At 60.7% G+C, this 26,557-nt stretch carries 17 protein-coding genes; 7 read left to right on the forward strand and 10 right to left on the reverse strand.

What is annotated here, in order from left to right; translation table 11 throughout:
• Window positions 1-27: 27 nt before the first annotated feature.
• Window positions 28-894, reverse strand: a complete 867-nt coding sequence (locus tag LGH74_RS04670; protein ID WP_226172679.1) for a hypothetical protein — start codon at window positions 892-894, stop codon at window positions 28-30.
• A 189-nt stretch (window positions 895-1,083) separates the two neighbouring features.
• Here LGH74_RS04670 and LGH74_RS04675 point away from each other — a divergent pair, with 189 nt between their 5' ends.
• A complete protein-coding gene (locus tag LGH74_RS04675) occupies window positions 1,084-1,905 on the forward strand; it encodes a phosphatase PAP2 family protein (protein WP_226172681.1) in 822 nt (273 codons plus the stop codon).
• Between the two features lie 10 nt (window positions 1,906-1,915).
• On the opposite strand, the gene LGH74_RS25055 is transcribed toward LGH74_RS04675, so the two are convergent.
• Window positions 1,916-2,914 carry a ComEA family DNA-binding protein gene (locus LGH74_RS25055; protein WP_226172683.1) on the reverse strand — a complete coding sequence of 333 codons (999 nt, stop codon included), beginning with the start codon at window positions 2,912-2,914 and terminating at the stop codon, window positions 1,916-1,918.
• A 246-nt stretch (window positions 2,915-3,160) separates the two neighbouring features.
• Here LGH74_RS25055 and LGH74_RS04685 point away from each other — a divergent pair, with 246 nt between their 5' ends.
• Window positions 3,161-3,736 (forward strand): DinB family protein, encoded by a 576-nt coding sequence (locus tag LGH74_RS04685; RefSeq protein ID WP_226172686.1) that lies wholly within the window; start codon window positions 3,161-3,163, stop codon window positions 3,734-3,736.
• A gap of 72 nt (window positions 3,737-3,808) precedes the next feature.
• On the opposite strand, the gene LGH74_RS04690 is transcribed toward LGH74_RS04685, so the two are convergent.
• On the reverse strand, window positions 3,809-4,492 hold the full coding sequence (locus LGH74_RS04690; RefSeq protein ID WP_226172689.1) for a porin family protein: 684 nt from the start codon (window positions 4,490-4,492) through the stop codon (window positions 3,809-3,811).
• 240 nt (window positions 4,493-4,732) lie between these two features.
• Here LGH74_RS04690 and LGH74_RS04695 point away from each other — a divergent pair, with 240 nt between their 5' ends.
• On the forward strand, window positions 4,733-10,969 hold the full coding sequence (locus tag LGH74_RS04695) for an alpha-2-macroglobulin family protein (protein WP_226172692.1): 6,237 nt from the start codon (window positions 4,733-4,735) through the stop codon (window positions 10,967-10,969).
• Window positions 10,970-11,110: 141 nt separating this feature from the next.
• Window positions 11,111-11,572, forward strand: a complete 462-nt coding sequence (locus tag LGH74_RS04700; protein WP_226172695.1) for a hypothetical protein — start codon at window positions 11,111-11,113, stop codon at window positions 11,570-11,572.
• A 75-nt stretch (window positions 11,573-11,647) separates the two neighbouring features.
• Here LGH74_RS04700 and LGH74_RS04705 read toward each other — a convergent pair whose 3' ends face one another.
• From LGH74_RS04705 to LGH74_RS04715, 3 genes are all read right to left on the reverse strand, one after another.
• Complete coding sequence (locus LGH74_RS04705; protein WP_226172698.1) at window positions 11,648-11,974, reverse strand: 2Fe-2S iron-sulfur cluster-binding protein; 327 nt, start codon at window positions 11,972-11,974, stop codon at window positions 11,648-11,650.
• Window positions 11,975-12,062: 88 nt separating this feature from the next.
• The gene (locus tag LGH74_RS04710; RefSeq protein WP_226172700.1) at window positions 12,063-13,079 is read right to left on the reverse strand and encodes an NAD(P)/FAD-dependent oxidoreductase; all 1,017 of its coding nucleotides are present in this window, start codon (window positions 13,077-13,079) and stop codon (window positions 12,063-12,065) included.
• Between the two features lie 191 nt (window positions 13,080-13,270).
• On the reverse strand, window positions 13,271-13,687 hold the full coding sequence (locus LGH74_RS04715) for a SpoIIAA family protein (RefSeq protein ID WP_226172703.1): 417 nt from the start codon (window positions 13,685-13,687) through the stop codon (window positions 13,271-13,273).
• A gap of 401 nt (window positions 13,688-14,088) precedes the next feature.
• Between LGH74_RS04715 and LGH74_RS04720 the strand changes: the two genes are divergently transcribed.
• Genes LGH74_RS04720 through LGH74_RS04730 form a run of 3 tightly spaced genes read left to right on the forward strand, consistent with a single transcriptional unit; the run spans window position 14,089 to window position 16,788 of the window.
• Window positions 14,089-15,180 carry a DegT/DnrJ/EryC1/StrS family aminotransferase gene (locus LGH74_RS04720; protein WP_226172706.1) on the forward strand — a complete coding sequence of 364 codons (1,092 nt, stop codon included), beginning with the start codon at window positions 14,089-14,091 and terminating at the stop codon, window positions 15,178-15,180.
• Window positions 15,173-16,135, forward strand: a complete 963-nt coding sequence (locus LGH74_RS04725) for a glycosyltransferase family 2 protein (protein WP_226172709.1) — start codon at window positions 15,173-15,175, stop codon at window positions 16,133-16,135. The genes LGH74_RS04720 and LGH74_RS04725 overlap by 8 nt, the downstream gene beginning before the upstream one ends.
• Window positions 16,132-16,788: an acetyltransferase gene (locus tag LGH74_RS04730; protein WP_226172712.1), complete on the forward strand. Its 657-nt coding sequence runs from the start codon at window positions 16,132-16,134 to the stop codon at window positions 16,786-16,788. The genes LGH74_RS04725 and LGH74_RS04730 overlap by 4 nt, the downstream gene beginning before the upstream one ends.
• Before the next feature lie 22 nt (window positions 16,789-16,810).
• On the opposite strand, the gene LGH74_RS04735 is transcribed toward LGH74_RS04730, so the two are convergent.
• From LGH74_RS04735 to LGH74_RS25060, 4 genes are all read right to left on the reverse strand, one after another.
• The gene (locus LGH74_RS04735) at window positions 16,811-18,280 is read right to left on the reverse strand and encodes a glutamate synthase subunit beta (protein ID WP_226173744.1); all 1,470 of its coding nucleotides are present in this window, start codon (window positions 18,278-18,280) and stop codon (window positions 16,811-16,813) included.
• A 135-nt stretch (window positions 18,281-18,415) separates the two neighbouring features.
• A complete protein-coding gene (gene gltB, locus LGH74_RS04740) occupies window positions 18,416-22,939 on the reverse strand; it encodes a glutamate synthase large subunit (RefSeq protein WP_226172715.1) in 4,524 nt (1,507 codons plus the stop codon).
• 423 nt (window positions 22,940-23,362) lie between these two features.
• A complete protein-coding gene (locus LGH74_RS04745; protein ID WP_226172717.1) occupies window positions 23,363-24,049 on the reverse strand; it encodes a response regulator transcription factor in 687 nt (228 codons plus the stop codon).
• Between the two features lie 124 nt (window positions 24,050-24,173).
• Window positions 24,174-26,549 carry a SulP family inorganic anion transporter gene (locus LGH74_RS25060; protein WP_348532984.1) on the reverse strand — a complete coding sequence of 792 codons (2,376 nt, stop codon included), beginning with the start codon at window positions 26,547-26,549 and terminating at the stop codon, window positions 24,174-24,176.
• Window positions 26,550-26,557 lie beyond the last annotated feature (8 nt).

Here is a 26,557-nt window from a genome sequence, read left to right on the forward strand (position 1 = left end):
CTAGCTTTCAGCCGCATGATGGCTGTTTTACTGGCGGTAGGTGGCGCGGAATAGTTTGCCTTTCTCGTTGCTGAAGACAAAATCGTGGTCGTTGATGAAGACCAGGGCCTCGGCCTGCCCACTGGACGGAATGGGCAGACAACTCTTGGCGCCGTCGAAAAGTTTGCGGCCGGGCGCTACGTCAATCAGGTAGATGTGGCCGTAGCCCAGCAGCGCCACAGTGCGGCCGTCGGGGCTGATGTCGGCGGCCGTTATCCAGGTGTTGATCTGCACGCTGTCGACGAGGCGGGCGGTGTAGTTGCCGGGGCGGGCGGGTAGCACGTACTGTTTCACCCACTTGCCTTCGCCTCGGTTTTTGGTGAACAGGTACAGGCTATCCTGACGGTAGAAAAAAGCCTCACAGTCGAAGTTACGGAACGGTTTTTTCGGGGGAAAGTCGCGCTGGTCGGGGTAGCGGAAGCGGATGGTGTCAATGTCGCGCAGGTTGGAGCCGCCCAGGCGGTAAATGGCCAGGTTGCGGCGCTTGTTCTGGTTGTTGCCAAAGTCGCCAACGAACAGGTGCCCGTCGTCGTCGCGGGCCAAGTCTTCCCAGTCGTTGTTGGCCAGCGGCTCCAGGTCGAGCGTCTGGAGCAGGTCGCCCTGCTGGGTGATTTTGTAGAGCTTGGCCGTGTTGCCGCCGTCGGCGTGGGTCCACAGGTCGCCGGCCGAGTTGGCTATTTCCAGCCCCGAGCTTTCGGCTACTTCATTTTTCTGCAGCCGGCCCATCTGCTTTACCTCATACGCCTCCGTTACCTTGTCGAAGTTGCCCCGGCCTCCGTCTTTGGCACAGCCACAGAGCACAGACTGGAGAAATACCAAAACCGGAAACAGCTTGTCGCGCAGCAAAAACAGCATCTTTAACGGGAATTAGCGGAAAATAGGGGCCATTGCAGTACACAACGCGCCCAGCGTCCATACGCAGGCGGCCGCCGAAAAGGCCGGAACCCGAGCGAAAAATAGTAGCTCAGTACAAGTTGCTGGTTTTTTAAGCAGCAGATTAGCAGTATATTGCTACGATATACACGTCACTCTTCTGCTTCCCTGATGGGTTTTCGCTACGTTTTGCTGCTGGCGGGCAGCTTGGTTGGGTTCCGCGCCTCGGCCCAGGTGGCCGCTACTCCTATTGCGCCCGATTCCACTGTTGCCGGGGCCGCACCGCTGGCTCCGGTAGCTACTGGGCCGGCTCATCGGCCCTTGCAGCTGCTTACCCGACCTGCCACGTTGCGGGTAACCGTGCCGCTCAGTCTTATTGGGGTAGCTTGGCTGAGCAACCAAGACAACCTGCTGCGACAGACTAAACGGGAAATTCAGGAGGAAACCCTCGAAGCCTTTCCCACCTTCGATACCCGCCTCGACGACTACACGCGGCACGTACCGGTAGCGGCGGCCTACGCGCTGCAGCTGGCCGGCGTAAAAGGGGAGCGGGGCCTTGTGCCGTTTACCCTGATTTATCTGCTGGCGCACCACGTGAATATGGGCGTAACCAGCAACCTCAAGCGGGTAGTGCGCGAGCAACGGCCCGACAGTCCCACCGATTTCAGCTCCTTTCCCTCGTCGCACACCAGTGAGGCTTTCATGACGGCCACGCTTTTGCACGAGCAGTATGGCAAGACCAGCCCTTGGATCAGCGTGGGCGGGTATGCCGTGGCTACGGCTACGGGCACGATGCGCGTGCTGCACAACCGGCATTGGGTAACCGACGTGCTAGCCGGGGCCGGTATCGGGTTTTTGTCGGCCGAAGCGGTGTGGCGGGTATACCCGGCCCTGACGCGGCTACTGCCCGCCAAACTTTCCCAGAAGCTGCTGTTGGTGCCTACCTACGCGCCAGGCGGCGCACTGGGTGTGGCCGTGGCCATTCGCCAATAGCAGCCACGCACTAGAAACGCAGATAAGGCCGGAGCCGCTCCAGGGTTTCGGCGTCCAGAATCCGAATTTGGCGCAGGTCGTCGGCTTGCTTGAACGGCGGATGTTGCAGCCGGAAGGCCACCACCACCCGGGCCAGCCGCTTGCCCACGTACGGATGCACCTGTAGCACTTCAAAAGGAGCCGTGTTGATGTCAATGGGCTGGGGTGCGAAGGCGGGGTTTACGAACGTGTACTTGCGCAGGCTGTCGACCAAGTCGGGGGCGTCGCGCAGGCTGTAGATTTCGGTGAGCTGGTCTTCCCGCAGAAAGCCGCCCAGCTGCTGCCGGTACTCCACTACGCGCTTCGACAAGCCCCGCCCGATGCCCCGAATCTGCATCAGCTGGGTGGTATCGGCAGTGTTGAGGTCGAAGGGCGCCAGATTCGTTGGTTTGCGCGCGTATTTGCTGGCCGGGCGCGGCTCGTAGGGGCGTTTGTTATCGGCGTAGGCGGGGCGACTTTCCCGGGGCGGCAGCTGGTCGGGTAGCTGGATATAAGGAGCCAGTCGCGCGTACACCGAATCGGGCAGGCCGTAGGTACGCCGAATCTGCTCCTTGGCTTTGAAGCCCCCGATAACGTCGCGGAAATGCACCAGGCGCTGGGCCAGAAAGTACGGCATTCCCCGGGCTTCCCAATCGGTAGGTGTCAGCACGTTGGGGTCGAAGGGCGCCAGGGCCACTTGGGGCACGGCCACGCGGCGGGGGTAGGTGCGGCGGGGGTAGCGCGCGGCAAATACGTGCGGCTGCCGCTGGGCCGCCAATTCCGTAGCCAGTTGGTTGAGACGCTGCTGGTCGGGCGCGGGGTTGTAGACTGGCAGTGCCGGCAGCAGCAGCCACGGAGTGGCCAGGAGCCCTAGGATCAGCAGGAGCAGCAGAATGGTGCCGGAAGTTTCCCGGCGTGAAAACCCAAAATACCGACGCGCCCAACGCTGCCAGCCCGCTGGCGCAGTTGCCTGAATAGTTTTATGCTTCACAAAGGATATCGTAAATAACTACCGCAGTATAGAAAATTAGCCGCAGAGCAACTGCCCGCCCGACAGCTTATTTTTCAAAGAAATAGGAGCACGACTCTGCTAAGGTGGCCGGCGGGCCATTCGCAAAGAAAATGGCGGCCATACTAACCATATCTGAAATACCGGCTAGCGCGTAATTGCCAATAAACCGGCGTTAGGACGTAATATTACGCGCTGTTGCCGCTCCCCGTATTTTCCCTGCCTGCCATGAGTAAGTCTGCCCCGCGTACTACCGACTTCCTTGACCAACTCGCCGCCGACCTGCAAACCCTGCGGGAGTTGACGGTGCAGCGTTTTCGGCCCCTTTCCGACGACCAGCTCAACCGCCGGCCTTCCCCCGACAAGTGGAGCGTGGGCCAGTGCCTGGAGCACCTCAACATCGTGGGCGGCCATGTGCTGCCCGTGATGGTGCGCAAGCTGCGGCAGGCGCAGGACAGCGGTACGCGCCCCGCTGAAATCGTGAAGTCGGGCTTTATTGGCCGCAAAATGATTGACGCCATGCAAGTGCCGGCCAGTGAGAAGCCGCTAAAGTCGCCGCAGCAGTACGCGCCCAGTGGCAGCCGCCTGCCGCGCACGGTGGTTGAGGTATTTGGCCGCCAGCTCGATGAGCTGGTGAACATAGTGGAGCAGGCCCGGCAAGTCAACGCCAACGCTATTCGCATTCCCAATCCGGTGGTGCCGCTACTCTATCTGCGCCTCACCGATCAGCTAGAGCTGCTGGTGGTGCATATCAAGCGCCACGTAGCCCAGGCCGAGCGGGTGCTGGACAACAGCCGGCAGTAGAGAAAAAGTAACAGCCATAAAAAAAGCCCCTCACGATTGGTGAGGGGCTTTTTTGTATTTCCAAGGGGGAAATTACTCGCCGAAGAAGTATGAGATGCTCAAGTGGAATACACGGTTTTTTAACTTGTACTCCGGATCCTTGTCGTCTTCATCGTTAGGAACAAGATTCGACAAACCCAGGCCGTAGCCCAACTGTGCTTGGAGAGCACCCGCTTTGTACCCCACACCGGCATTCAAACCGAAATCCAAAGCGCGATAATATTCGGTTTTGTCGGCGTCACCCTCTTTGCTGGCAAATTTGATTTTGTCTTCGCCGCTCGACTTTTGGCCGTTATCATCTTCCTCGAACTTCGCTTTACCACCAATGCCGAAACCTGCGTAAGGGCCGGCAAATACCTGGAAGCCTTCGGTGCCGCCGGTGGTATACACCAAGTTTACTGGAATTTCGGCGTAGCTAAGGCGGGCAGTTGCCTTGTAAGAATAATCGTCTTCATCCTCTTCGATTTTGTAGCCTTTTTGCGAAAACAGCAAGGAAGGCTGAACCGACAGATTGCCAAACTGAGCATTCAGCGTCAGGCCAATCTGGGGCGCAAAAATGGTCTTCGTATCAATTTCAATACTACCGGGCAAATCGGTAGCAACATTGGCCACGTTCAGGCCCACGCGCGGGCCGAAAGTAATTTGGGCTTGGGCTGAAGTAGCGCCGGCCACTACTAGTGCGGCGGCCAACAGGCCACGCTGTAAATTCTTTTTCATAATTCCTTGGGGGAGAGAGGATGAAGAATAGGTGAAAAAAACTGTGCGGTTAGGCGGGCAAATATAGGATTATGAGAAGTATTTTATTTCATACTAGCGGAAAGTTAGGCTTAAAATAACAGCGAATAAGCCTGCTTTTGCATAAAGTATTGATAGACAAATATATAGTTGATTAATTGTGATTGTGGAATTGGGTTGTAGCTAGCATCATAACTTGCGCAACCCTTTCGTTTCCCCGCTATGCGCTCATTTCTGTTGTTTATTCTCTGCAGCTCCATTATGCTCCTCGGCACTTCTGCTCCCTCGCCTCCTTCGAAACCCGACCCGCAGAAGTGGAAGCGCATAGATGCTTTGCTGGCTAAAAACCAGACCGCCTCGGCCGCCCCGCTAATAGACCAGATCTACCAACTGGCCCGCCGGCAGCAGGACACGCCCGAATACCTGCGAGCTTTGCTCTACAAGCTGCGGCTGCTGGAGGCCAAGGAGGAAGAGGCCGACGAAAAAGCCATTGCTCTGGTAGAGGCCGACCTGAAAGCGGCGCAGTTCCCGGCCCGGTCCATTCTGCACAGCCTACTGGCCCAGCTCTATGCCACTTACTATCAGGAACACCGCTACCAGCTCTACGACCGGACCCGCACCGCTGCCGGAGTTGATACTGCCAACCCCAGCGCAGCCGATATCCGGACCTGGGACGCGGCCCGCCTCGGCAGCGCCGTGGTGCAGCACTACCGCGCCTCCTTGGCCGATGAGCCTGCCCGTCAGCAGCAGCTGAAACTGGCCACGCTGGGCTACGCCGTAACCGGCGCCGATGCCGAAGGCCGCGCCCTGCGCCCCACGCTCTACGACCTACTGGCCCACCGCGCCATCAACGCACTCGGCAACGATGAATACTATATAACGAAGCCCGCCGCACAGTTCGAGCTGAAAAATCCGGCGCTGTATGGCCCCGCCGCCGATTTTGTCCGCCTCAAGCTGGTTGCTCCCCAAGCCGATTCTCTCAACGGGCAGTTCCATGCCCTGCAGGTGCTGCAGCAGCTCACCGCCTTCCGTCTGGCCGACGCCGCCAACCGTGCCGCTTTGGCCGACGTGGACCTGCGCCGCCTGAGCTTCGTGGAGCAGCATGCTACGCTGCCCGACAACGCTGCGCTCTACCGCGCCGCCCTGGCCCGGGAAGCCGCCAACTACCAGGCCCTGCCGATTTCCACTGAGTTTCTGGCCGCCCAGGCCGGCAGCCTCGAAGCCACTGACCCCGCCCAGGCCCGCGAAATTGCCCTGCAAGCTGAAAAGCGCTTCCCCAAATCCCGGGGTGCCCAGCAGGCCCGGGCCCTGCGGCAGCGCATCGAGGCCGTTGACGTAAGCTTTACCACCGAAGAAGTAGTGCTGCCCAGCCAGCTGTGGCTGCTGAAGCTGGCCGTGCGCAACGCGCCGCGTCTCTACGCCAAAGCGTATCGGATAACCACGGCGCAGATGGTGCGCCGGCTGGAGCGTGCCCGCAACAACGAGCTGGACGGTACGCCGGCCGGCTTCCGCAAGTTCTACGCCCGGGCTTTAGCCGCTACTCCCGCTGCCGCCTGGGTTCTATCTGTATCCGGTCCCGCCGACTACCGCAGCCATACCGTGCAGCACGCCGGTCCGGCACTGCCGCTGGGGCACTACCTCATCGTGCTGAGCACCACGGACGAAAACCCGACGAAAGAAAGTGCCGGCGTAACCACCAGCTACGCTGAATTGAGCGTGAGTGAGCTGAGCCAGGTGCGGCGGGGCGTGGCGGACCAGGAAGCTGCGGCCCTGCTGGTGCTGCACCGGCAGAACGGTCAGCCCGTGGCCCAAACGGCGGTGCTGCCCTTTTACCAGTATTTCGACCAGAAAGCCCGCGAGTATAAGCAGCGCCGTGGCACCTTGCTGACCACCGATGCCGAGGGCCAGACGCAGGTGCCGGTAGATGCGGCTCTGGGGCTCAATAACCAGTTGCGGGCCGTGCTGCTCACCAAAGGCCGCGACTCCCTGCTGGTAACGGAAAGTGGCTACTACCCGCGCCGCCCCCACCTTGATGAGGACCGGCCCCAGCGCCGTACTTTCCTCTACACCGACCGCGCCATATACCGGCCCGGCCAGACTCTTTATTTCAAAGGCATTCTGGCCGAAACCCGCGCCGGCAAGTCGCAGCTGCTTACTGGGCAAACTGTATCGGTGCGCTTGGTAGACGTGAATGGCCAGACCGTGCAGACGCTGCCCTTTACCACTTCCGACTTCGGCTCCTTCCATGGCTCGGTAGTGCTGCCAACCAGCCTGCTAAACGGCGAAATGAGTTTGCAGACTGATGACGGCGGCACCAGCTTTGCGGTGGAAGACTACAAGCGGCCCACGTTTCAGGTTACGTTTGAGCCGGTAGCCGGCACGCCCGTGCTGGGCCAGCCGATTACCGTGCGCGGCAAAGCCACCGCCTACGCCGGCCAGCCCATCGACGGGGCCACGGTGCAGTACCGGGTAGTGCGCCGCACGTTTTGGCCTATGTTTGGTCGGGGCTTCGGCAGCAGTCAGCCCGAGCTGGAAGTGCTCAGCGGCACGGCCCAGACAGATTCGGCGGGCGGCTTCGCGGTGACGTTTGTGGCCCAGAGCGAAGCGCAGCCCGGCAGCAACAAGCGCGGCCCCTGGGGCCCGGGCTACGTATTTACGGTGACGGCCGACGTAACCGACGCGGCCGGCGAAACCCGCACCGGCGAACAGCGCCTGAGTCTCGGCAGCACTGCCCTCACGCTACGTCTGGAACTGCCCGAGCTGCTGAACCGGGAAGATGTGGCCAAATTGCAAGTGCTCAGTACCAACGCGGCCGGCGAGGCCCGCCCCGCCAAAGGCCAGCTGCGCCTCTACCATCTCACGCCGCCCAGCCGTGCACTGCGGCCCCGGGCCTGGGAGCGGCCGGAGCGCGAGGCTCTGAGCCGGGAGGAGTTCAAGCGCCAGTTCCCGCTGGATGCCTACGGCTCCGAAGACAACGACAGCACCTGGGCCCGCACGCTGGTGGCTACCCAGGAGTTTGACACCGATAAAACCCCACTGCTGAGCGAGCTGCCGGCTGTGCTGGCCCGGCAGGAGCCCGGCCGCTACGTGCTGGAAGCCACGGCTCCGGCCGCCGCGGGTGTGGAGGAGGTAAAAACCGAAAAAGCCTTTACGCTGTACTCGGCTGCGGCTACCACGCTGCCCGTGCCCACGCCCGACTGGTTTGTAGCCCTGCAAGACAGCGTGACGCCCGGCCAGCCGGCCCGCTTCCTGGTGGGCAGCTCCGAAGCCGGGGCGCGCATCCTGGTACAGGCCGAAGCCAAAGGGGGCAGTCTGCGCCAAGAGTGGCTCACGCTGCGGGCCGGCGAGCAGCGCGTAGTGGAAGTGCCCACCACAGCCGCCCTGGACGAGGCGCAGCTCTACGTGCACGTGGCGCAGGTGCGCGACAACCGCCTGTATCTGCACTCGGCTGCCGTGCAGGTAGCCACGCCGCCCGCGCCGCTGGTGCTCAGCGTTGCTACGTTTCGGGATAAGCTGCAGCCCGGCCAGAAGGAAACCTGGCGCGTGACCATTCACCAGACCGGCGGTCAGCCTGCCAAAGCCGAGCTGCTGGCCTCCCTCTACGACCAGTCGCTAGACGTATTCCGGCCGCACCGCTTTATGGAGCTGGAATTCCCCAAGCCCTATTATCCGGCCCTGCTGGCCTGGAACGGGCGGTTTGGGACGGAGAATTCGCAGGAACTATTCAGACCTGACCTGACCGGTGCGTATCCTGAAGTGCTGTATCCACATCTCAATATGTGGGGGCTGGCCGGTGAGGATATGCAGCAGGCTTACGGCGGAGTAGCTACCACAACGGTAAAAGGCAACACGGAAAACGCCGCCGAGGAAATGGGCTTGGCCGGCAGCGTAATGCCTTCCGCTGCCGCACCTGCACCAATGGCCATGAAGCGCATGGCAATGAATGCCGATGCTGCTCAGCTCAACGAAGTGGTTACAGTGGGCTACGGCACACAGAAAGCCGGGGCCGCCGCCGCGCCCGACCTCAGTGGCGTACAGGCCCGCAAGGACTTCCGCGAAACGGCTTTCTGGTTGCCCGCGCTGCGCACCAATGCCCAAGGCGAAACCGTGCTGGAGTTCCAGATGCCCGAAGCCGTGACGCGCTGGCAGCTGCTGACCCTGGCCCACGACCAGCAGCTGCACAGCGGTCTGCTGCGCCGCGAGCTGGTGACACAAAAGCAGCTGCAAGTAACGCTCAACGCCCCGCGCTTCTTCCGGGAAGGCGACCAGCTGCGCTTCTCCGCCAAGCTCAGCAACCTCACCGACCAGCCCTTGAGCGGCACGGCCCAGCTGTTTCTGCTGGATGCCCGTACCCAGCAGCCCCTCGAAAGCCGGGTGCTGCAAGGCGCGGCTCAAATGAAATTCGATCTGCCCGCCAACCAAAGCAGCGCGGTGGAGTGGGAGCTGCGCATTCCCGAAACCGCCGAGGGTCAGGTGCCGCTCGAAGCCATTACCTACCGCGTAGTGGCCCAGACGGAGCCTGCGAAAGGCAAAAAGCGCAAAGCCAAAAACCAGCCGCCCACCGAAATCTTCTCCGACGGGGAGGAAAATACACTGCCCGTGCTGCCCAACCGCCTGCTCATCACCGAAAGCCTGCCGCTGCCTATCGTGGGGCCAGCCACGCGCGAGTTTGAGCTCAAGAAGCTGACCAGCACCACCTCGCCCACGCGCCGCAACTACTCCCTGACGCTGGAAATGACGGAAAACCCGGCTTGGTACGCCGTGCAGGCCCTGCCGTACCTAATGGAGTACCCCTATGAGTGCTCCGAGCAGGTATTCAGCCGCCTATATGCCAACCTGCTGGCGGCCAAGATTCTGCAGAGCAATCCGCGCATCAAGCCTATGCTGGAGGAGTGGAAGCGCGCCGCCCAGAGCGGTGACAAATCGGCCCTCACCAGCAAGCTGGAGCAGAACCAGGAGCTGAAAAACCTGTTGCTGCAGGAAACTCCCTGGGTGCGCGACGCCCAGAGCGAAACCGAGCGGATGCGGCGGCTAAGTGAGCTATTCGACGAGCCCCGCCTGAAGGCCGAAACAACCCGCGCCCTGGCCAAGCTGGCCAAAATGCAGCAGCCCGACGGCGCTTTCCCGTGGTTTGAGCAAATGCCCGCTGACCGCTACATCACTCAGCTGATTGTGGCCGGTTTTGGCAAGCTGCGCAAGCTCGGCGCCTTCGATGCCACCCAGGATGAGCAGTCCCGCCCAGTGCTTACCAACGCCCTGCGCTACCTCGACGACCAGTTGCAGCGCGACTACGCCGAATTGCGCAAGCAGAAAGGCGTGGACCTGAAGCAGGACCACCTGGCCGATATCCACATTCAGGCGTTGTATGCCCGCAGCTTCTGGCTGACACAGCCGGTGCCGAAGTCGGCCCAGCTGGCGCTGGCCTACTTCCAGCAGCAGGCCGCCACGTTCTGGACCCGGCAGACGCGCTACCTGCAGGCCCAGCTGGCGCTGGCCCTGCACCGGCAGAAAAGCGCGGCCCCGGCCGTGAAGGATATCATGACCGGTCTGCGCGAAAACGCGCTGCACTCCGACGAACTGGGCATGTACTGGAAAGAGGTGCGCGGCGGCTACTACTGGCGCGAGGCCCCTACCGAAACCCAGGCCACGCTCATCGAAGCCTTCGACGAAATCAGCAACGACCAGAAATCGGTGGATGAAATGAAGCTCTGGCTGCTCAAGCAAAAGCAAACCCAGAACTGGGAAAGCACCCGTGCCACCGCTGATGCTTGCTACGCTCTGCTGCTGCGCGGCTCCGACTGGCTGCAACCCGTGCAGCCCGTGCAGGTAACGGTAGGCGGGGAGGCCATCAAGCCCACGACTAAGCAGGCCGGTACCGGCTACTTCAAAACCACTTTTGCCGCTGCCGATATCAAGCCGGCCCAGGGCAAGGTGACGGTGCGCAAAACCGACGCGGGCGTAGCCTGGGGCGCATTGTACTGGCAGTATTTCGAGCAGATTGACAAGATTACGCCCGCCACTACCGGCCTGCAGCTGGAGCGGCAGCTCTACCGCGAACAGCGTACCGCCGGCGGGCCGGTGCTAGAGCGCCTCACGGCCGCCGCCCCCGTGCGCGTGGGCGACGTGCTGGTGGTGCGCCTCGTGCTACGTTCCGACCGAAACCTGGAGTACGTGCATCTGAAAGACCAGCGCGCCGCCGGCCTCGAACTGATTGGCCAGACCAGCGGCTACCGCTACCAGGGCGGGCTGGGCTACTACGAAAGCCCCCGCGACGCGGCCACCAACTTCTTTATGGGCTATTTCCCGAAAGGCACCCACACGTTCGAATACCGGCTGCGGGCGGCCCAGAGCGGCAATTTTTCCGGGGGGCTCAGCCAGATTCAGTGCCTCTACGCGCCCGAGTTTAGCAGCCATTCGGCTGGTACCCGCGTGCAAATTGAACCACTTGTAAAGAGGTAGAAAGAAATTGCATTTTTCAGGACTGAATCGTAGCTCAGGCAGGCGAAAAGGCCTTTGCCGGAGTTTAAATAAAAGCGTCGTTTGGTATTAAAAAATGGCAATAGTAATTTTGCCGCTTCCTAGTCTTTTGGAACACTGCCTATGCGTACGATTTATGTTCTGGCCGGCCTGCTGTTTTGCAGCGTTTCGGCTTCTGCTCAGGAAGGAAAAAAGCCGGTTTCAGCCGACCACAAAAGTCAGTTGACGGCCACGCTACCCGGTGAAGAAAAGCTGACCGCTCGAGAGCGGGCCGAGCGTGACTTTATCATGCCCGTGCGCCGCAAGCAGGCCGCCGCCCTCAAAGCTGCCGCCCAGGAAGAAAGTGCCGCACAGGCCGCCGCCACATCAGCGGAGGTATCGGCCCGCAACTTTATCGGTCCGGAAGAGGCTAAGCCTGAAGAAGCCGCCGCTCCGGCCGTTAAGCCCGCCGCCCGTCCGCGGACTTACCACCGGCGCCGCTCGGCGCACCGTCGCTCATCGGCCTCCTCAGCCCGCAAGCATACCACGAAGAAGAAAAGCGGCTCAACGAAGAAAAAGACGACCTCCAAGAAGCGTCGCCGGTAAGAATTTACTCTGCATACCCCAACAAAAAAGGAGAACCGGTCTGGTTCTCCTTTTTTGTTGCTGCCCAGCGGTGACTTACGTGTTCTGGGGCATGAGGCGCACTACTAGGCCATCGAGGCGGCTGGTGATGCGGATCTGGCAGGAAAGGCGGCTGCCCTGCGTCATGATGGGCAGGCTTTCGAGCATGGCTAGCTCGTCGTCGCTGGGCTCATCGAGGGCGGGGCCGGCCAGCACCTCCACGTGGCAGGTGCCGCACAGGGCCATGCCGCCGCAGGTAGCCTGAATGTCGTAGCCGCTAGCCTTGAGCACTTCCATCAGGCTCAGAGCCATATCGGTGGGGGCCACCACCTCGCGCCGCTGGCTGGGCGCTTCCTCTACATATACGCGTACTTCGTCGGTCATCTTGGCTGTTAGTTGTTGGTTGTTAGTTGTCAGTTGTTAGTTATTCAGAGCATAGCAACCCTAACAACTGACAACCAACAACTAATAACTATAGAGTGGGTACCCCGTTGACGGTCGTGTACTTGAGCACGTACTTCTTGTCGGGGTTGATGTATTTGAAGGCGCCCTGGGCCATCAGCGCCGCCTCGTGGAAGCCGCAGAGAATGAGCTTGAGCTTGCCGGGGTACGTGTTGATGTCGCCGATGGCGAAAATGCCGGGGACGGAAGTCGAGTAGTCGAGCGTATTCACCTTCACTGCGTCGTCTTCCAGCTCCAGGCCCCAGTCGCCAATCGGGCCAAGCTTGGGCGTGAGTCCGAACAGGGGAATAAACGAGTCGACGGGCAGGGTTTCGGCCGTGCCGTCGTTGGCCGTGATGGTCACGGCTTCGAGGCCGTCGGCGCCGTGTACGTGCGTCACGTTCGACGACAGCACCAAGCGGGCCCGGCCGGCTTCGTGCAGATTTTTCACCTTCTCGGCCGAGTCGGCGGCGCCGCGGAAAGTGGTGCCGCGGTGTACCAGAGTTACTTCCTTGGCCACATCGGCCAGGAACACCGTCCAGTCGAGGGCCGAGTCGCCGCCGCCGGCAATAACGATGCGCTGGTCGCGGAAGGTTTCCGGGTCGCGCACCATGTAATACACGCCCCGGCCGCTTTCGTAATTTTCGAGGCTTTCGATGGCGGGCTTGCGCGGCTCAAACGAGCCCAGGCCGCCGGCAATGGCAATGGCCTTGCAGAAGATTTCGGTGCCGTCGGTGGTGAAAAGCTGAAACGAGCCGTCGTCGAGCTTCTCGAGGCGCTCTACCCGCTCGCCCAGCGTGAAGGTGGGATGGAAAGGCTCAATCTGGCGCATCAGGTTCTGAACCAGGTCGCCGGCCAGAATATCGGGAAAGCCCGGAATATCGTAAATCGGCTTCTTGGGGTAGATTTCGGAAAGCTGCCCGCCCACCTGGGGCAGCGCATCAACTACGTGACAGCGCAACTTCAGCAAACCGGCTTCAAATACGGCGAATAAGCCCACTGGGCCAGCCCCGATAATGCAGATATCGGTCGAAATGGAATTGGTCATGAACAAAGCAATAAAATGAGCGGCCCCCGGCCAGCAGCTTAACAGGTAAACTGCCGAAAACGTTGGCATAAAGGTCCATGCAGTGCCTGAAAACGGCGCTAAACGGTACCGGCTGGAGTGGCTTTGTGCTTTGGGCAAAAGCCTAACGGGCCGCAAAGATACAAACAAGCCGGCCGTTTTCGCAGCCCTCTTTACGCTTTGAGCAGCCAGGCTACGGCTTCCTCGGCAGTAGCGAAATAGCGGAATTTCAGCGGGGTGGTAAGGGCCTCGCCAATGGCCCGGGCCGCCAGCCGCCCCAGCGGTGTCTGGTTCTCCAGAATGGCGCAGTGGCTGTAGCTGGTTTCACGCATTGCCTGCGGAATCCACTCCTGAGCAATCCACTGCTGGGCCGTGAGCGGCAGGGGCTGGCGCCGGCGGTGGTCGGTGAGCAGGCGGCCGGTGCGGTGATGCTTCATGGCTTGCAGCGCGTGGGCGTAAATGGCACGCAGGTCGGCTTCGGTGGGCGGCGCGTCGGTCCAGAGCAGCTGCACGTAGCCCGGCGCGTGGTAGGAAATCGTGCACAGCGAATTGCGAAAATACACGGAGGAAGCGGCGGCGGGCTGGAGCATGGAGTAAAGAAACGACGCTCACATGAAGAACCAATGGAGAATTTCTGAACAAGTGAGTCTTTCCCGATCAAAGCTCCTTCGATTAGTGGACCAATGCCGACAGTACTTACCTTCAGGAGGAAGCCACAAATAGTGTGTTTTATGTATTCTTAAAAAACAATAAAAAAACGAAATTGTGCAGTAATATAGGATTGTTTCTCTTTCACTAGTAAATTGCGCCTTTCTGGTATTTTGATCTATGAGTTTTTCTGGTGATTTGAGCTGTATATAGTTCAGTATTTTCTGCAGATAGATTTGTCCGACTGCCCGAGGAGTTACAGAGTGAATTGTTCTTGACAGCCCTACTACCGGTTTAGTGGGGCCTTACGCCTCTTGCATTGATTAACGTTACAAAACCGTTTTTGCCACCTCTGGCTGAATACACCGATTATTTAAACCGCATCTGGGCCCAGCGCCGCCTGACTAATGGCGGCCCGCTGGCCGAAGAGCTGGAACTGGAGCTGGCTGCTTTTGTAGGCAATGAGGCTCACGTACAACTCGTGGCCAACGGTACAGTAGCCCTGCAATTAGCTATCCGGGCCCTGGAGTTGACTGGTGAGATTATCACTACGCCCTTTTCGTACGTAGCTACTACCGGCTCCATTCTCTGGGAAAAATGCACCCCGGTATTTGTCGACATCGACGAAAGCACTTTTTGCCTTGATGCAGCCAAGATTGAGGCGGCCATCACGCCCCGTACCCAGGCCATTCTGGCTACGCATGTGTATGGCTACCCTTGTGACGTCGTCCGGATTGCCGAAATAGCCGAGCGCCACCAGTTGAAGGTAATTTACGATGGGGCGCATGCTTTCGGTACCCGGGTGGCCGGCCGCTCCCTGCTCACCTACGGTGACATAACAGCGTGTAGCTTCCACGCCACCAAGCTGTTTCATATGGCCGAAGGAGGCGCCCTCGTGACGCGCGAACTGGCTCTGGCCGAGAAAATCGGGCTGCTTCGTACCAATGGCCACCACGGTGACCACTACGTAATGGCCGGTACCAACGCCAAAACCTCGGAACTGAATGCTGCTCTGGGCCTGTGCCTGCTGCCGCGCGTACCTGGTTTCATCGAGCATCGTGCTGCTCTCTACCGCCTCTACCGCGAAGAATTAGCCGGGCTGCCGCTGAGCTATCCGCTTCTGACTGTGGATGTAGACTACAACTACGCGTACTTTCCCGTGATATTTTCCACGGAGATGCAGCTGCTGACTACCAAGGAGCAGCTAGCCGCGGCGGGCGTGGGTACGCGGCGCTATTTCTTCCCGACGCTCAACGCCTTGCCCTACCATACGGGTGCGCCTTGTCCCGTTGCCGAGGATATCTCCCAACGAGTGCTATGCCTGCCGTTTTACCAAGAGTTGACCCCAAGCCAGGTACAGTTGATTGCCCAGCTCGTCAGAGTCAGTATGCCTGCTGAAGAGGCCGAGCTGGCTTTACTGTGCATAAATGAGTAGCCCCTCGCACCCGAAGGTAAGTGTGGTAATGCTGGCTTATAACCACCAGCAATTTATCCGGCAGGCCCTCGACAGCGTGCTGATGCAGGAAGTGAACTTTCCCTACGAAATCATCATCGGTGAGGACTGCTCAACGGACCAGACGCGGAGCATCGTGCAGGAATACGCCCGGCTCTACCCCGATATCATCCGGCCCATCTACCACTCACCCAACGGAGGAATGGGCCGCAACCTGCAGGCCTGCCTGGCCGCCGTCCGGGGCGAATACCTGGCCCCGCTGGAAGGCGACGACTACTGGACCGACGCCCGCAAACTGCAAAAACAGGTCGACTTTCTGGCGACGCACCCGGAGTATTCCATGTGCTTCCATGAGGTTATGGTCATCGATGAAGAGCCCTACCAGGTCCGGGGCATCACCAGCAACGAAGACGAGTACACTTTCGAAACGCTGCTCGCCTCCAAGCGCACCGTGCCCATGACCTGCTCATTACTGCTGCGCAACCGGCTGGCCGTGCTGCCGGAGTGGCTGTTCGCCGTACCCATGATGGATTATCCACTCGTTATTCTGCAGGCGGAGCATGGCAAACTCAAGCGGCTGCCGGACGTGATGGCCGCATACCGTAAGCATGCGGGTGGCAGTTGGTCGGCAGTGTCGCATAGCCAGAATCACCGGCGCTACATTGCTATGTATCAGCGGCTGGCGGCTCACTACGCACCTACTTCCCGTGGTGGCATCGTCCGGCAGGCCCTCTATCGGCACTGCCTGTACCTTGCTGACCATCTGATTAAGTCCGGCGAGGAGCCAACGGCTCCTTACTTCCTGCAACGGGCACTGGCCACCGGCCCAGGCCTGAGCCTTGCGAACCTGAAAAGCCTGGTGGGCGTGACGAGCCGGTACCTGCGGGCTAGCTTGGCGCCTCGTGGTTCCCGCCCCAATCAACTAGACGAAGCATGAAAGTTGTCATTTATGGTCTGGGCAAACACGCCCAGATGGTTCATTACCTCTTCACCCACGACAGCCCCGACGAAGTAGTCGCCTTTTGCGTCGATGCGGCCTATATGCCGGCCGACAATGGCCAGTTCTGCGGCTTGCCGGTGGTCAGTTTTGAAGACCTGCCGGCTCACTTTCCAACCACCGACTACGTGCTGCACATTGCTATTGGCCAGGTCAAGGGGCGGCGGCGCGTGTACGAGGCGGCTAAGGCGCGGGGCTATTCCTTTGCCAGCTACATTTCCTCCAAAGCCCAGACCTGGCCCGACCTGGTGGTAGGCGAGCATGTGTTCATCGACCCCATCTGCTCCATTCATCCGTGCGTGACCGTTGGCGACAACACGATGCTGCTAGGAGTAATCCTTGGGCATCACACCTACACCGGCAGCCACTCCACTATTTCGGCCTGCATCATCGGTGGCGGCGTTACCATTGGCGACGGCACGTTCGTTGGCATGGGTACGGTCATCAATGAAAACCTGGCTATTGGTAGTAACAACATCATTGGCTCGGGGTGCCTGCTTGCCCGTTCTACGGCCGACAACGCCGTGTTTTCGGCCCCGGCCACCAAGCCTCGGGCTATTGATGCCAACCGCATAGCTATGTTCCGCAGATAGCCGGGCTGGCACCGACGACGCTTCAGGCAAACATGCCCACGGCGTCCTTGCTCGGCAGGGCGGTTTTGCCCGTCAGCAGCGCGTCTACCCGGCGGGCCACCTCGCGGCCTTCCGAAATGGCCCACACCACCAACGACTGGCCCCGGCGCATATCCCCGGCCACAAAAACTTTGGGACGGCTGGTCGAGAAGTCACCTTCCCGGGCCTGCACGTTGGCCCGGTCGTCCAGCGCCACACCCAGCTGCTCGAGCATACCTTCGTACTGGGGCGCAGCAAAGCCCAAAGCCAGCAGCACCATCGTACAGGGAATTTCGCGCGCCGAGCCTTCGATTTCAGTAAAGCGCAGACGGCGGCCCAGTACGTCGGTTTCCCAGGTAATATCCGTTACCAGCAACGCCCGCAAATGGCCGTTGTCGTCGCCCAGAAAGGCTTTGGTTTGAATGCCCCAGTAGCGCTGGCAGCCTTCTTCGTGGGAAGTGCTGGTCCGGAAAATGGCTGGCTCGTGGGGCCAGGGCGTGTGGGCGGGCCTCTCGGCCGAGGGTTGGTGCATGAGGGCAAACTGCGTGACGCTGCGGGCCTGCTGCCGGTTGGCGGTGCCCACACAGTCGGAGCCCGTGTCGCCGCTGCCGATAACCACCACGTGCTGCCCTTCGGCCCAGAGTGGAGCGGCTTCAATGGGCAGGCTGCTCACGCGGCGGTTGTGCTGGGTGAGGTAGTCCATGGCGAAGTGGATACCCGTCAGCTCCCGGCCCGGAATGGGCAGGTCGCGGGGCAGGGTAGCGCCGCCGGCTAGCACTACCGCGTCGAAGGTGCGCGTAAGCTCCTCGGCGGGCAGGTCACGGCCGATTTCGGTGTTGCAGCGAAACACCACGCCGTCGTCTTCCAGCAGCTGAATGCGGCGGTCAATAACCCACTTGTCGAGCTTGAAATCGGGGATGCCGTAGCGCAGCAGCCCGCCGGGCCGGTCGTCGCGCTCAAATACCGTGACGCTGTGGCCGGCCTTGGTGAGCTGGGCGGCGGCGGCCAGCCCGGCCGGACCGGAACCTACCACGGCCACCGTTTTGCCCGACTTCAGCACCGGGGCTGTGGGCTGCACGTAGCCCCTGGCGAAGGCAATTTCGATGATGTGCTTCTCTATTTCCTCAATAGCCACCGGCGCCGAGTGGATGCTCAGCACGCAGGCTGACTCGCAGGGCGCGGGGCAGATGCGGCCGGTGAATTCGGGAAAGTTGTTGGTCGACGACAGAATCTGGTAGGCTTCGAGCCAGTCCTGCTTGTGCACCGCGTCGTTGAACTCGGGAATAATATTGCCCAGCGGGCAGCCGGCGTGGCAGAAGGGAATGCCGCAGTCCATGCAGCGGGCGGCCTGCTGGTTAAGCTGGGGCTCGGAGTAGGTGCCCACAAACTCGCTGTTGTGCTGAATCCGCTCCTGCGGGGCCGCTTTAGGCGGTAACTCGCGGCTGAATTCCTTGAAACCGGTGACGTGTCCCATAAGCTGGTATATCGTGGTAGTCATGATGAGAGCAGCGAAGCGCCCCGCTTTTCGTTGTTGCAGCACCGAAAACCGGTTTCGCCCGGCACTCCGACTGCGCTCAACATGACGTTCTTTTCTGAGTAGATGAAGTGCTTAGCCAGCCGTGGCGTACTGCGCGGCTTGCAACACCTTTTTGTATTCGGAAGGAAATACTTTCACGAAGCGCCCGGCTTTCTCCGGCCAGTTGCCGAGCAGGTAGGCCGCCAATTGGCTGCCCGTGAGCTGCTGGTGCTTCCGCAGCAAGGCCTGAATCTGGGCTTCGTCGTCGGCATCGAGCGGGTCGAGTTCCACCATTTCCTGGTTGCAGTTATCCGGGAACGTGCCGTGCGGGTCGTATACCCAGGCAATGCCGCCGCTCATGCCGGCCGCGAAGTTGCGGCCCGTGGCGCCCAGCACCAGGGCCCGGCCGCCGGTCATGTACTCGCAGCCGTGGTCCCCCACGCCTTCCACCACGGCCGTAGCCCCGGAGTTGCGCACGGCAAACCTTTCTCCGGCCTGCCCGCGCACAAACAGCTCGCCGGACGTAGCGCCGTAGAGGGCCACGTTGCCGATGATGATGTTGTGCTCGGGTACAAAGTTGCCGTCGGCGGCTGGGAATATGGCCAGCTGGGCCCCGGAAAGGCCTTTGCCCACGTAGTCGTTGGCTTCTCCTTCCAGCGCAAATGACAGCCCCTTCACGCTGAACGCCCCGAAACTCTGCCCGGCCGAGCCCCGGAAACGGAAGTTCACAGTATTCTCAGGCAGGCCCGCAGCGTGGTAGCGCTTGGCTACCTCGTTGGAAAGCAGCGTGCCGATGGTGCGGTCGGTGTTGTGCACGTCGAACTCGGCAAACACCGGAATCCGCTCCTCCAGGGCCGGGGTGGCGTGGGCTAGCAGCTGCCAGTCCAGGATGTTGTCGAGGCCGTGGTCCTGGGCTTCGCTGTGGTGCAGGGTGCCGCCCGAGGGGTTGGCGGCGGGCTGGAGCAGGCCGCTGAGGTCCAGTTTGCGGGCTTTCCAGTGCGTAATGCCCTCGCGCACCTTCAGAAACTGCGTGCGGCCCACCATGTCGTTTATCGTCCGGAAACCCAGCTCGGCCATGATTTCGCGCAGCTCCTCGGCCAGAAAACGGAACAGATTCACAATGTGCTCGGGCTGCCCGCTGAAGAGCTTGCGCAGCTCGGGGTCCTGGGTGGCCACGCCCACGGGGCAGGTGTTGAGGTGGCACTTGCGCATCATCACGCAGCCGCCGGCTACCAGCGCGGCCGTGGCCACGCCCCATTCTTCAGCCCCAAGCAGCGCGGCTACGGCCAGGTCGCGGCCGGTTTTCAGCTGCCCGTCTGCCTGCAGCACCACCCGGCTCCGCAGCTGGTTGCGCAGGAGCGTCTGGTGGGCTTCGGCTAGGCCCAGCTCCCAGGGCAGGCCGGCGTGCTTGATGGAGCTGATGGGCGAGGCACCGGTGCCGCCGTCGTAGCCAGCAATGAGAATCACGTCGGCGTGGGCCTTGGCAACGCCGGCGGCAATGGTGCCCACGCCGGCTTTGCTAACCAGCTTTACATTGATGCGGGCGGCGCGGTTGGCATTTTTCAAATCGAAAATCAGCTGGGCCAGGTCTTCGATGGAGTAGATGTCGTGGTGGGGTGGGGGCGAAATCAAACCCACGCCGGGCGTGGCGTGGCGGGTTTTGGCAATCCAGGCATCCACCTTGTGGCCCGGCAGCTGCCCGCCTTCCCCCGGCTTGGCCCCCTGCGCCATCTTGATCTGCAGCTCGTCAGCATTGGTCAGGTAGTGGGCCGTGACGCCAAAGCGGGCCGAGGCAATCTGCTTGATGGCCGAGCGCATGGAGTCGCCGTTGGGCAGCCGCTCGTAGCGCATTGGGTCTTCGCCGCCTTCGCCCGTATTGCTTTTGCCGCCAATGCGGTTCATGGCAATGGCCAACGTGCTGTGCGCCTCGTGCGAAATCGAGCCAAACGACATGGCCCCGGTAGCGAAGCGCTTCATGATGCCTTCGGCCGGCTCCACTTCCTCGATGGAAATAGAAGGGCGGTGGCGGGCAAAATCGAGCAGGCCGCGCAACGTAAACATCCGCTCGGGCTGCTCGTTCACCAGCTTGGCGTAGCGGCGGTAGGTTTCATAGTTGCCGGTGCGCGTGGCCAACTGCAGCAAATGCACGGTTTCGGGGTTGAACATGTGCGCCTCGCCCCGCCGCCGCCACTGGTAGATGCCGCCATCGGGCAGAAGCTGCTGCTCCTCGGGGGTGCTGCTCTTGAAGCCCTGAAAATGCTTATACAGCGTTTCACGGGCTATTTCATCCAGCCCCAGCCCGCCAATGCGGGTGACGGCGCCGGTAAAATAATTGTCTACTACCTCCTGATTCAAGCCTAGAATTTCGAACACCTGCGCCCCGTGGTAGCTCTGCAGCGTGCTGATGCCCATCTTGGAGAAGATCTTCAGCAGCCCGTCGCACACGGCTTTCACGTAGTTTTTTACCAGTTGGGGCGCGTCATGACTCGTGTTGAAATTGCCGCCCTGCTGCATGGTCTGGATGGTGGCCAGGGCCAGGTAGGGGTTGATGGCAGTGGCTCCAAATGACAACAAACAGGCAAAATGGTGCACTTCCCAAATGTCGCCGGCTTCTACCACCAAGCCCACTGAGCCCCGATGGCCTTTGCGGATCAGGTGATGATGCACCGCCGATACGGCCAGCAACGACGGAATAGGCGCGTGCTTGGAATCCAGGCCGCGGTCCGACAATATCAGCACTTCAAAGCCGTCATTCACGGCATCTTCGGCGTAGCGGCAGAGGCGCGCCAAGCCATCCTGCAGGGAGCCGGGCTTGCCATCGGCCTTGAAGTAGGAAAGCAGCGTTTTGGCGTTGAACATGCCGGTATCGATGCTGCGCATCTTTTCCAGCTCGTGGTTGGTCAAAATGGGCTGGCGCAGGGCTACGCAGTGGCAGTGCATCTTGTCCTCGTCGAGGATGTTCCCGTTGTTGCCGATAAAAGTGGCCAGACTCATTACCAGCCGCTCCCGAATCGGGTCAATCGGCGGGTTCGTCACTTGGGCAAAAAACTGCTTGAAGTAGCTGCTCAAATGCTGGGGCTGGTCGGACAGGATAGCCAGGGGCACGTCCACGCCCATCGAGCCGATGGGTTCCTTGGCTTCCAAGGCCATGGGCGTGATAATCGTGTCGATATCCTCGCGGGTGTAGCCAAACACCTGGTGGTACTTAAACACGGAGTCGGCGGCCAGGTCGGTAAACACTTGGCGGGGTTCGGGCAGCTCTTCCAGCCGGATCTGGTAGTCATTCAGCCACTCGCCGTAGGGCTGCTGAGCGGCGGCCTGGGCCTTGATGCCCTGGTCGGTGATAATTTGACCGGCCACGGTGTCAATCAGCAGCATTTTACCCGGCTGCAAACGGCCCTTCTGAATAACCGTTGACTCCGGAATGCCCAGCACCCCGGCTTCGGAAGCCACCATTACGCGCCCGTCGTCCGTCACGACGTAGCGCAACGGCCGCAGCCCGTTGCGGTCCAGCATGGCCCCGATTTGCTGACCATCGGTGAAAATCAGCGCGGCGGGACCGTCCCAGGGGGCCATAAACGTGGCGTGGAACTCGTAGAAGGCCTTTTTCCAGGGGTCCATCTGGGTATTGCCGTCCCAGGCCTCGGGCACCAGCATCATCATCACGTGGGGCAACGAGCGGCCCGAGTGCAGCAGGATTTCCACCACGTTGTCCAGGCACGCCGAGTCCGACTGACCTTCGTCAATAACGGGCAGCAGCATGTCCATTTCCTCCGGGGAAAAGTAGGGCGAGACGTAGCTGCGCATGCCGGCGTAAAACCAGTTCAGATTGCCCCGCAGCGTGTTGATTTCGCCATTGTGGGCCAGCAAACGAAATGGTTGGGCCAGCTTCCATGACGGAAACGTGTTGGTCGAAAAGCGGGAATGCACCATGCCGAAAGCCGACGTGACCCGCGCATCCGATAAATCGGGGAAGTAGCCGCGCACCTGGTAGGTGGTGAGCTGACCCTTGTAGACGATGGTTTTGCACGAGAGCGAGGCAAAATAAAAGTCGCCGCCGGCCTTGAGGTTGGCTTCCAGCACCAGCTTGGTGATGTAGCGACGTAGCACATAGAGCTTCCGCTCAAAATCCTCGGGGCTGGAAACGCCTTCGGGCCGGCCGATGAAGACCTGCTCCATGTCGGGCTCGGCGGCCAGGGCCGTGGGCCCGATACCGACCGGATTGACCGGCACCGGCCGGAAGCCCAGCACGGCCATGCCCAATTTCTGCGCGGCGTCCTGAATAAGCTGGCGGCAGGCGTCCTTGGTCGAGTGCTTTTTGGGCAAAAACACCATGCCCACGCCGTAGCTGCCGGGCTCGGGCAGCCGAATGCTCAGGGCAGTGCATTCTTCCAGGAAAAACCAGTGGGGCAGCTGGAGCAGAATGCCGGCCCCGTCGCCCGAATCGGAGTCGCAGCCGCAGGCGCCGCGGTGCTCCATGTTTTCGAGCATAGTCAGCGCGTCGTCAATAATCTGGTGCGACTTCTGACCGTTCAAGAAGGTGATAAAGCCCGTACCACAGGCGTCGTGCTCAAACTCGGGGCGGTACAGACCCTGGGCAGCTATAGCGGGATTCATCGGAAGTCGGTGTCGTGAAGAGAGGCCGTCGGGCGGGTATGGCCCGGCCGAATTGGCAAGATATTCTCCCGCCGCAGGCAGACACGCCCGACTTGGCCCCGGCTACGATTTCCAACGCCGCTTCTCACCTAGTCGGTGACCAAAAATAGCGGGATACAGCCCGATTATGCGGGTTTTGCAACCGGCTTTGCTTACAATAGCCGATGCCTTTCACCGGCAAGTAGAGAAGCGTATCGGGGTTTGCTGCAAAGCCGATATCGACCAATGAATAGCCTGGATTGGCGCGGGGAGCTGCAAAAGCGGTAGCCCGTAGCCTACAGGTTGCCACAACCGGGTTTGCAGCCCTGGGTTACGGCAACGACGTAGGCTACGGGCTAAGATTCGCGCCACAAGTCACTAACTATCGTCTGGATAAATCTAACGTCAGGCGGCGCGGTCTTCCAGGATATAACCGATGCCGTTGAGGGTGTGTATTAGCTTGGGGGTGAAGTCTTTGTCTACTTTCTTGCGCAGGTAGTTCACGTACACATCTACCACGTTGGTGCGGGTATCGAAGGCTAAGTCCCAAACTTTGTGCACGATTTCATGGCGGGTGAGGGCGCGGCCCTGGTTGTGCATGAAATACTCCAGCAACGCTAGCTCGCGGCCCGTGAGGTCGATGCGCTTGTCGCCGCGCTTCACGATTTTACTGCTGCCGTGCAGCTCCAGGTCGGCCACTTTCAGCACGTTCTGCTCGGGAGGGGCCGGGGCCGGATAGCGGCGGTGCAGGGCGCGCAGGCGGGCCAGCAGCTCCCCAAACTCGAACGGCTTCACCAAGTAGTCATCGGCTCCGGCCTCGAAGCCACGCAGCTTGTGCTCGGTATCGTTGAGGGCCGTAAACATGAGCACCGACAGCTTATCGTAGTGCTGCCGGATGTGGCGGCACAGCTCCAGGCCGCTGACCTCGGGCAGTTCCGCTTTGAGAATAACGGCCGTGTATTCGGTGGCGGCCAGCATATGGTAGGCCGAAGGCACATTCAGGGCCACGGCCACCGCTATGCCCTGCTGTTCCAGGCTGCTTTTCAGCAGCGCAGCCGCTAGTAAGTCGTCTTCAACTAACAATATTTTCATCCTCGCACAAGCAGTTGGCGGTACTGCCCCCGCCGATTGGGAAAACCGTCGGGGGCCGCAGCCGGGTTTAAAAAAACACTTTGGGTGGGATGGGAATCGGGTGGGGCAGTAATGAATAGTGGGGTTACGGCACGCCCAGGGCCGCGTCGCCATCGAAGGGCGGAATGGCAATGATGGGGCCGCGTCCGGTGCCGGTGCTTACCGAGTAGATGGACGGCGGCTGGTGCAGGTTGCCAGCCAGGCGGCGCAGCCCCTCGGGAGCCACCTGGTAGCGGAAAATGGTGTCGTACTCGGCAAAGTCCCGGCGCACGTCTACTTCCAAATCCCGGATGACGCCGCCGTGAATATCGTAAACCCAGCCGTGCAGGTGCAGCGGCGCGGCACCTTCGTAGGCCTGCTGTACGCTGGCGTTCTGGTGCAGGTTATACACTTGTTCGATGACGTTGAGCTCCACGAGGCGGCGGTACCGCTCGTCCTCGGTTTCCAGTTCGCCCAGCTCATGGTCGTGCTTATGCATTACCTCGCGCACCGTGCTCAGCCAGCTGTTCACCGCGCCTTCGTCCACGTTTTGCATGGCCGCCTTCACGCCCCGGCAGCCATAGTGCCCGCACACGATGATGTGCTGAATTTTGAGCACCTCGACGGCATATTGCAGCACCGACGACAAATTCAGATCGGTACTTACCACCAGGTTGGCCACGTTGCGGTGCACGAATACCTCACCGGGTGCGGTGCCGGTCATCTCACTTACCGATACGTGGTTGTCGGAGCAGCCGATGAACAGGAACTTGGGCGTTTGCTCAGCGGCGGCCTCGAAAAAGCGCGGGTTGCGGCGCAGCTTTTCGGCCACCCAGTTGCGGTTGTTTTCAAAAAGCTTGTAATAGGCCTCAAAGTCGGCTTCCTTGCCGCTCACGTGGGGCTGGCCAGCAATGTTCTGGGCGTAGTCTTCGCCTTTGCGCAGGAAAATGAGCTGGATATTACGCTGCCGAGCCGTTTCGCGGAAGTTCTCGATGGCACCCAGCACGTCGCGGTCAATGAAGGCGGAGTTGGTGCCGTCGATTTCCACGGTCGTATTCACCGGAATATCCTTGAGCACGGTCATGATGCTGGCCTTGTTGAGAAACGAGACATGCTCGCCCAGGCTGATGCGCAGGTGCTCCTGGCCTTCGACGGAATAGCTCTGGAAGAAGTGCGCGTTTTTGTAGGTTTCGCGCAGCACGAAGAACAAGCCGACAGCCGCGCCAATGCCGATACCGATGAGCAGGTCCGTGAGCAGAATGGCCACGATGGTGACGATGAAGGGTAGAAACTCGGTGATGCCCGCCTGAAAGTGCTGCTTGAAGATGCTGATGCGGGCCAGCTTATAGCCCGTAACAAGCAGGATAGCGGCCAGCGCGGCCCAGGGAATCAGATTCAGCAGGCGCGGAAACAGGATGACGCTCAAGAGTAGAAAGCTGCCGTGCATCAGGGCTGCCAGCTTTGTGCGGCCCCCGGCGTTGATGCTCACCGAGCTGCGCACGATAACCGAGGTAAGCGGCAGGCCGCCGAGCAGGCCGCTCACGAAGTTGCCCACGCCCTGGGCCTTCAGCTCGCGGTTGGTGGGGGTTTTGCGCTTCAGCGGGTCCAGCTCGTCGGTGGCTTCCACGGCCAACAGGGCTTCGAGGCTGGCTACCAGGGCAATAGAAAACGCGGCGGTGTAGATTTTGACGTTGGCCAGCTGCGAGAAGTCAGGCAGGGTGAAGAGGCCGATGAATTCCTCAGTACTCTTAGGCACCGGCAGTTGCACCAAGTGGGTGCCAGCCAGCATGTAAGCGGGGTCGAGCAGGCCAGCCAGGGTGTTTAGCGTGACGCCCAGAATGATAACTACCAACGCCGCCGGCACGGCCGAAAGCACGGGGTTCTGCTTGAAGAAGGGCTGTTCCCAGCCAATAAGTACGGCCAGGCTAACCACGGCAATAACCAGCGCCGTAGCATTGAATTCGCGCAGGGCGTGCTCCAGCAGGCCTTCCAGGTTGCCGCCGTTCCACGAAAACAAGGCCAGCGACTCTACCGCGTCGGCATCGTAGCCCATAATGTGGGGCAGCTGCTTCAGAATCAGGATAATGCCGATGGCCGCCAGCATGCCTTTGATAACCGACGAGGGAAAGAAGTTGCTGATGATACCGGCTTTCACCAGGCCCATGATGATCTGCATCACGCCGGCCACGCAGATGGCCAGCTGCAGCGCCTTAAACGAGCCCAGGGAGCTAAGGCTGCTCACAACAACCAGGATCAGGCCCGCTTCCGGCCCCGAAATACTGACGGCTGAGCGGCTCAGCGCCCCCACCACCAGCCCGCCGACGATGCCGGCGATGATACCCGAAAACAGTGGGGCACCCGAGGCCAGCGCAATGCCCAGGCACAGCGGTACGGCCACCAGAAACGACACCAGGCCACCCTGCAAATCGTTTTTGAAGTAAGAAAAATCCCAGGTTTTGGGAGTAGTTGATACGGTAGACATAAGCATTG

Origin of the sequence: Hymenobacter lucidus, assembly GCF_020447265.1 — a bacterium.
In the GTDB taxonomy this organism is placed as follows: domain Bacteria; phylum Bacteroidota; class Bacteroidia; order Cytophagales; family Hymenobacteraceae; genus Hymenobacter; species Hymenobacter lucidus.

Coding starts and splice junctions, on each gene's coding strand:
- LGH74_RS04670 (WP_226172679.1), bottom strand. CDS start 894: ATGCTGTTTTTGCTGCGCGACAAGCTGTTTCCGGTTTTGGTATTTCTC.
- LGH74_RS04675 (WP_226172681.1), top strand. CDS start 1,084: ATGGGTTTTCGCTACGTTTTGCTGCTGGCGGGCAGCTTGGTTGGGTTC.
- LGH74_RS04685 (WP_226172686.1), top strand. CDS start 3,161: ATGAGTAAGTCTGCCCCGCGTACTACCGACTTCCTTGACCAACTCGCC.
- LGH74_RS04690 (WP_226172689.1), bottom strand. CDS start 4,492: ATGAAAAAGAATTTACAGCGTGGCCTGTTGGCCGCCGCACTAGTAGTG.
- LGH74_RS04695 (WP_226172692.1), top strand. CDS start 4,733: ATGCGCTCATTTCTGTTGTTTATTCTCTGCAGCTCCATTATGCTCCTC.
- LGH74_RS04700 (WP_226172695.1), top strand. CDS start 11,111: ATGCGTACGATTTATGTTCTGGCCGGCCTGCTGTTTTGCAGCGTTTCG.
- LGH74_RS04705 (WP_226172698.1), bottom strand. CDS start 11,974: ATGACCGACGAAGTACGCGTATATGTAGAGGAAGCGCCCAGCCAGCGG.
- LGH74_RS04710 (WP_226172700.1), bottom strand. CDS start 13,079: ATGACCAATTCCATTTCGACCGATATCTGCATTATCGGGGCTGGCCCA.
- LGH74_RS04715 (WP_226172703.1), bottom strand. CDS start 13,687: ATGCTCCAGCCCGCCGCCGCTTCCTCCGTGTATTTTCGCAATTCGCTG.
- LGH74_RS04725 (WP_226172709.1), top strand. CDS start 15,173: ATGAGTAGCCCCTCGCACCCGAAGGTAAGTGTGGTAATGCTGGCTTAT.
- LGH74_RS04730 (WP_226172712.1), top strand. CDS start 16,132: ATGAAAGTTGTCATTTATGGTCTGGGCAAACACGCCCAGATGGTTCAT.
- LGH74_RS04735 (WP_226173744.1), bottom strand. CDS start 18,280: ATGGGACACGTCACCGGTTTCAAGGAATTCAGCCGCGAGTTACCGCCT.
- gltB (WP_226172715.1), bottom strand. CDS start 22,939: ATGAATCCCGCTATAGCTGCCCAGGGTCTGTACCGCCCCGAGTTTGAG.
- LGH74_RS04745 (WP_226172717.1), bottom strand. CDS start 24,049: ATGAAAATATTGTTAGTTGAAGACGACTTACTAGCGGCTGCGCTGCTG.
- LGH74_RS25060 (WP_348532984.1), bottom strand. CDS start 26,549: ATGTCTACCGTATCAACTACTCCCAAAACCTGGGATTTTTCTTACTTC.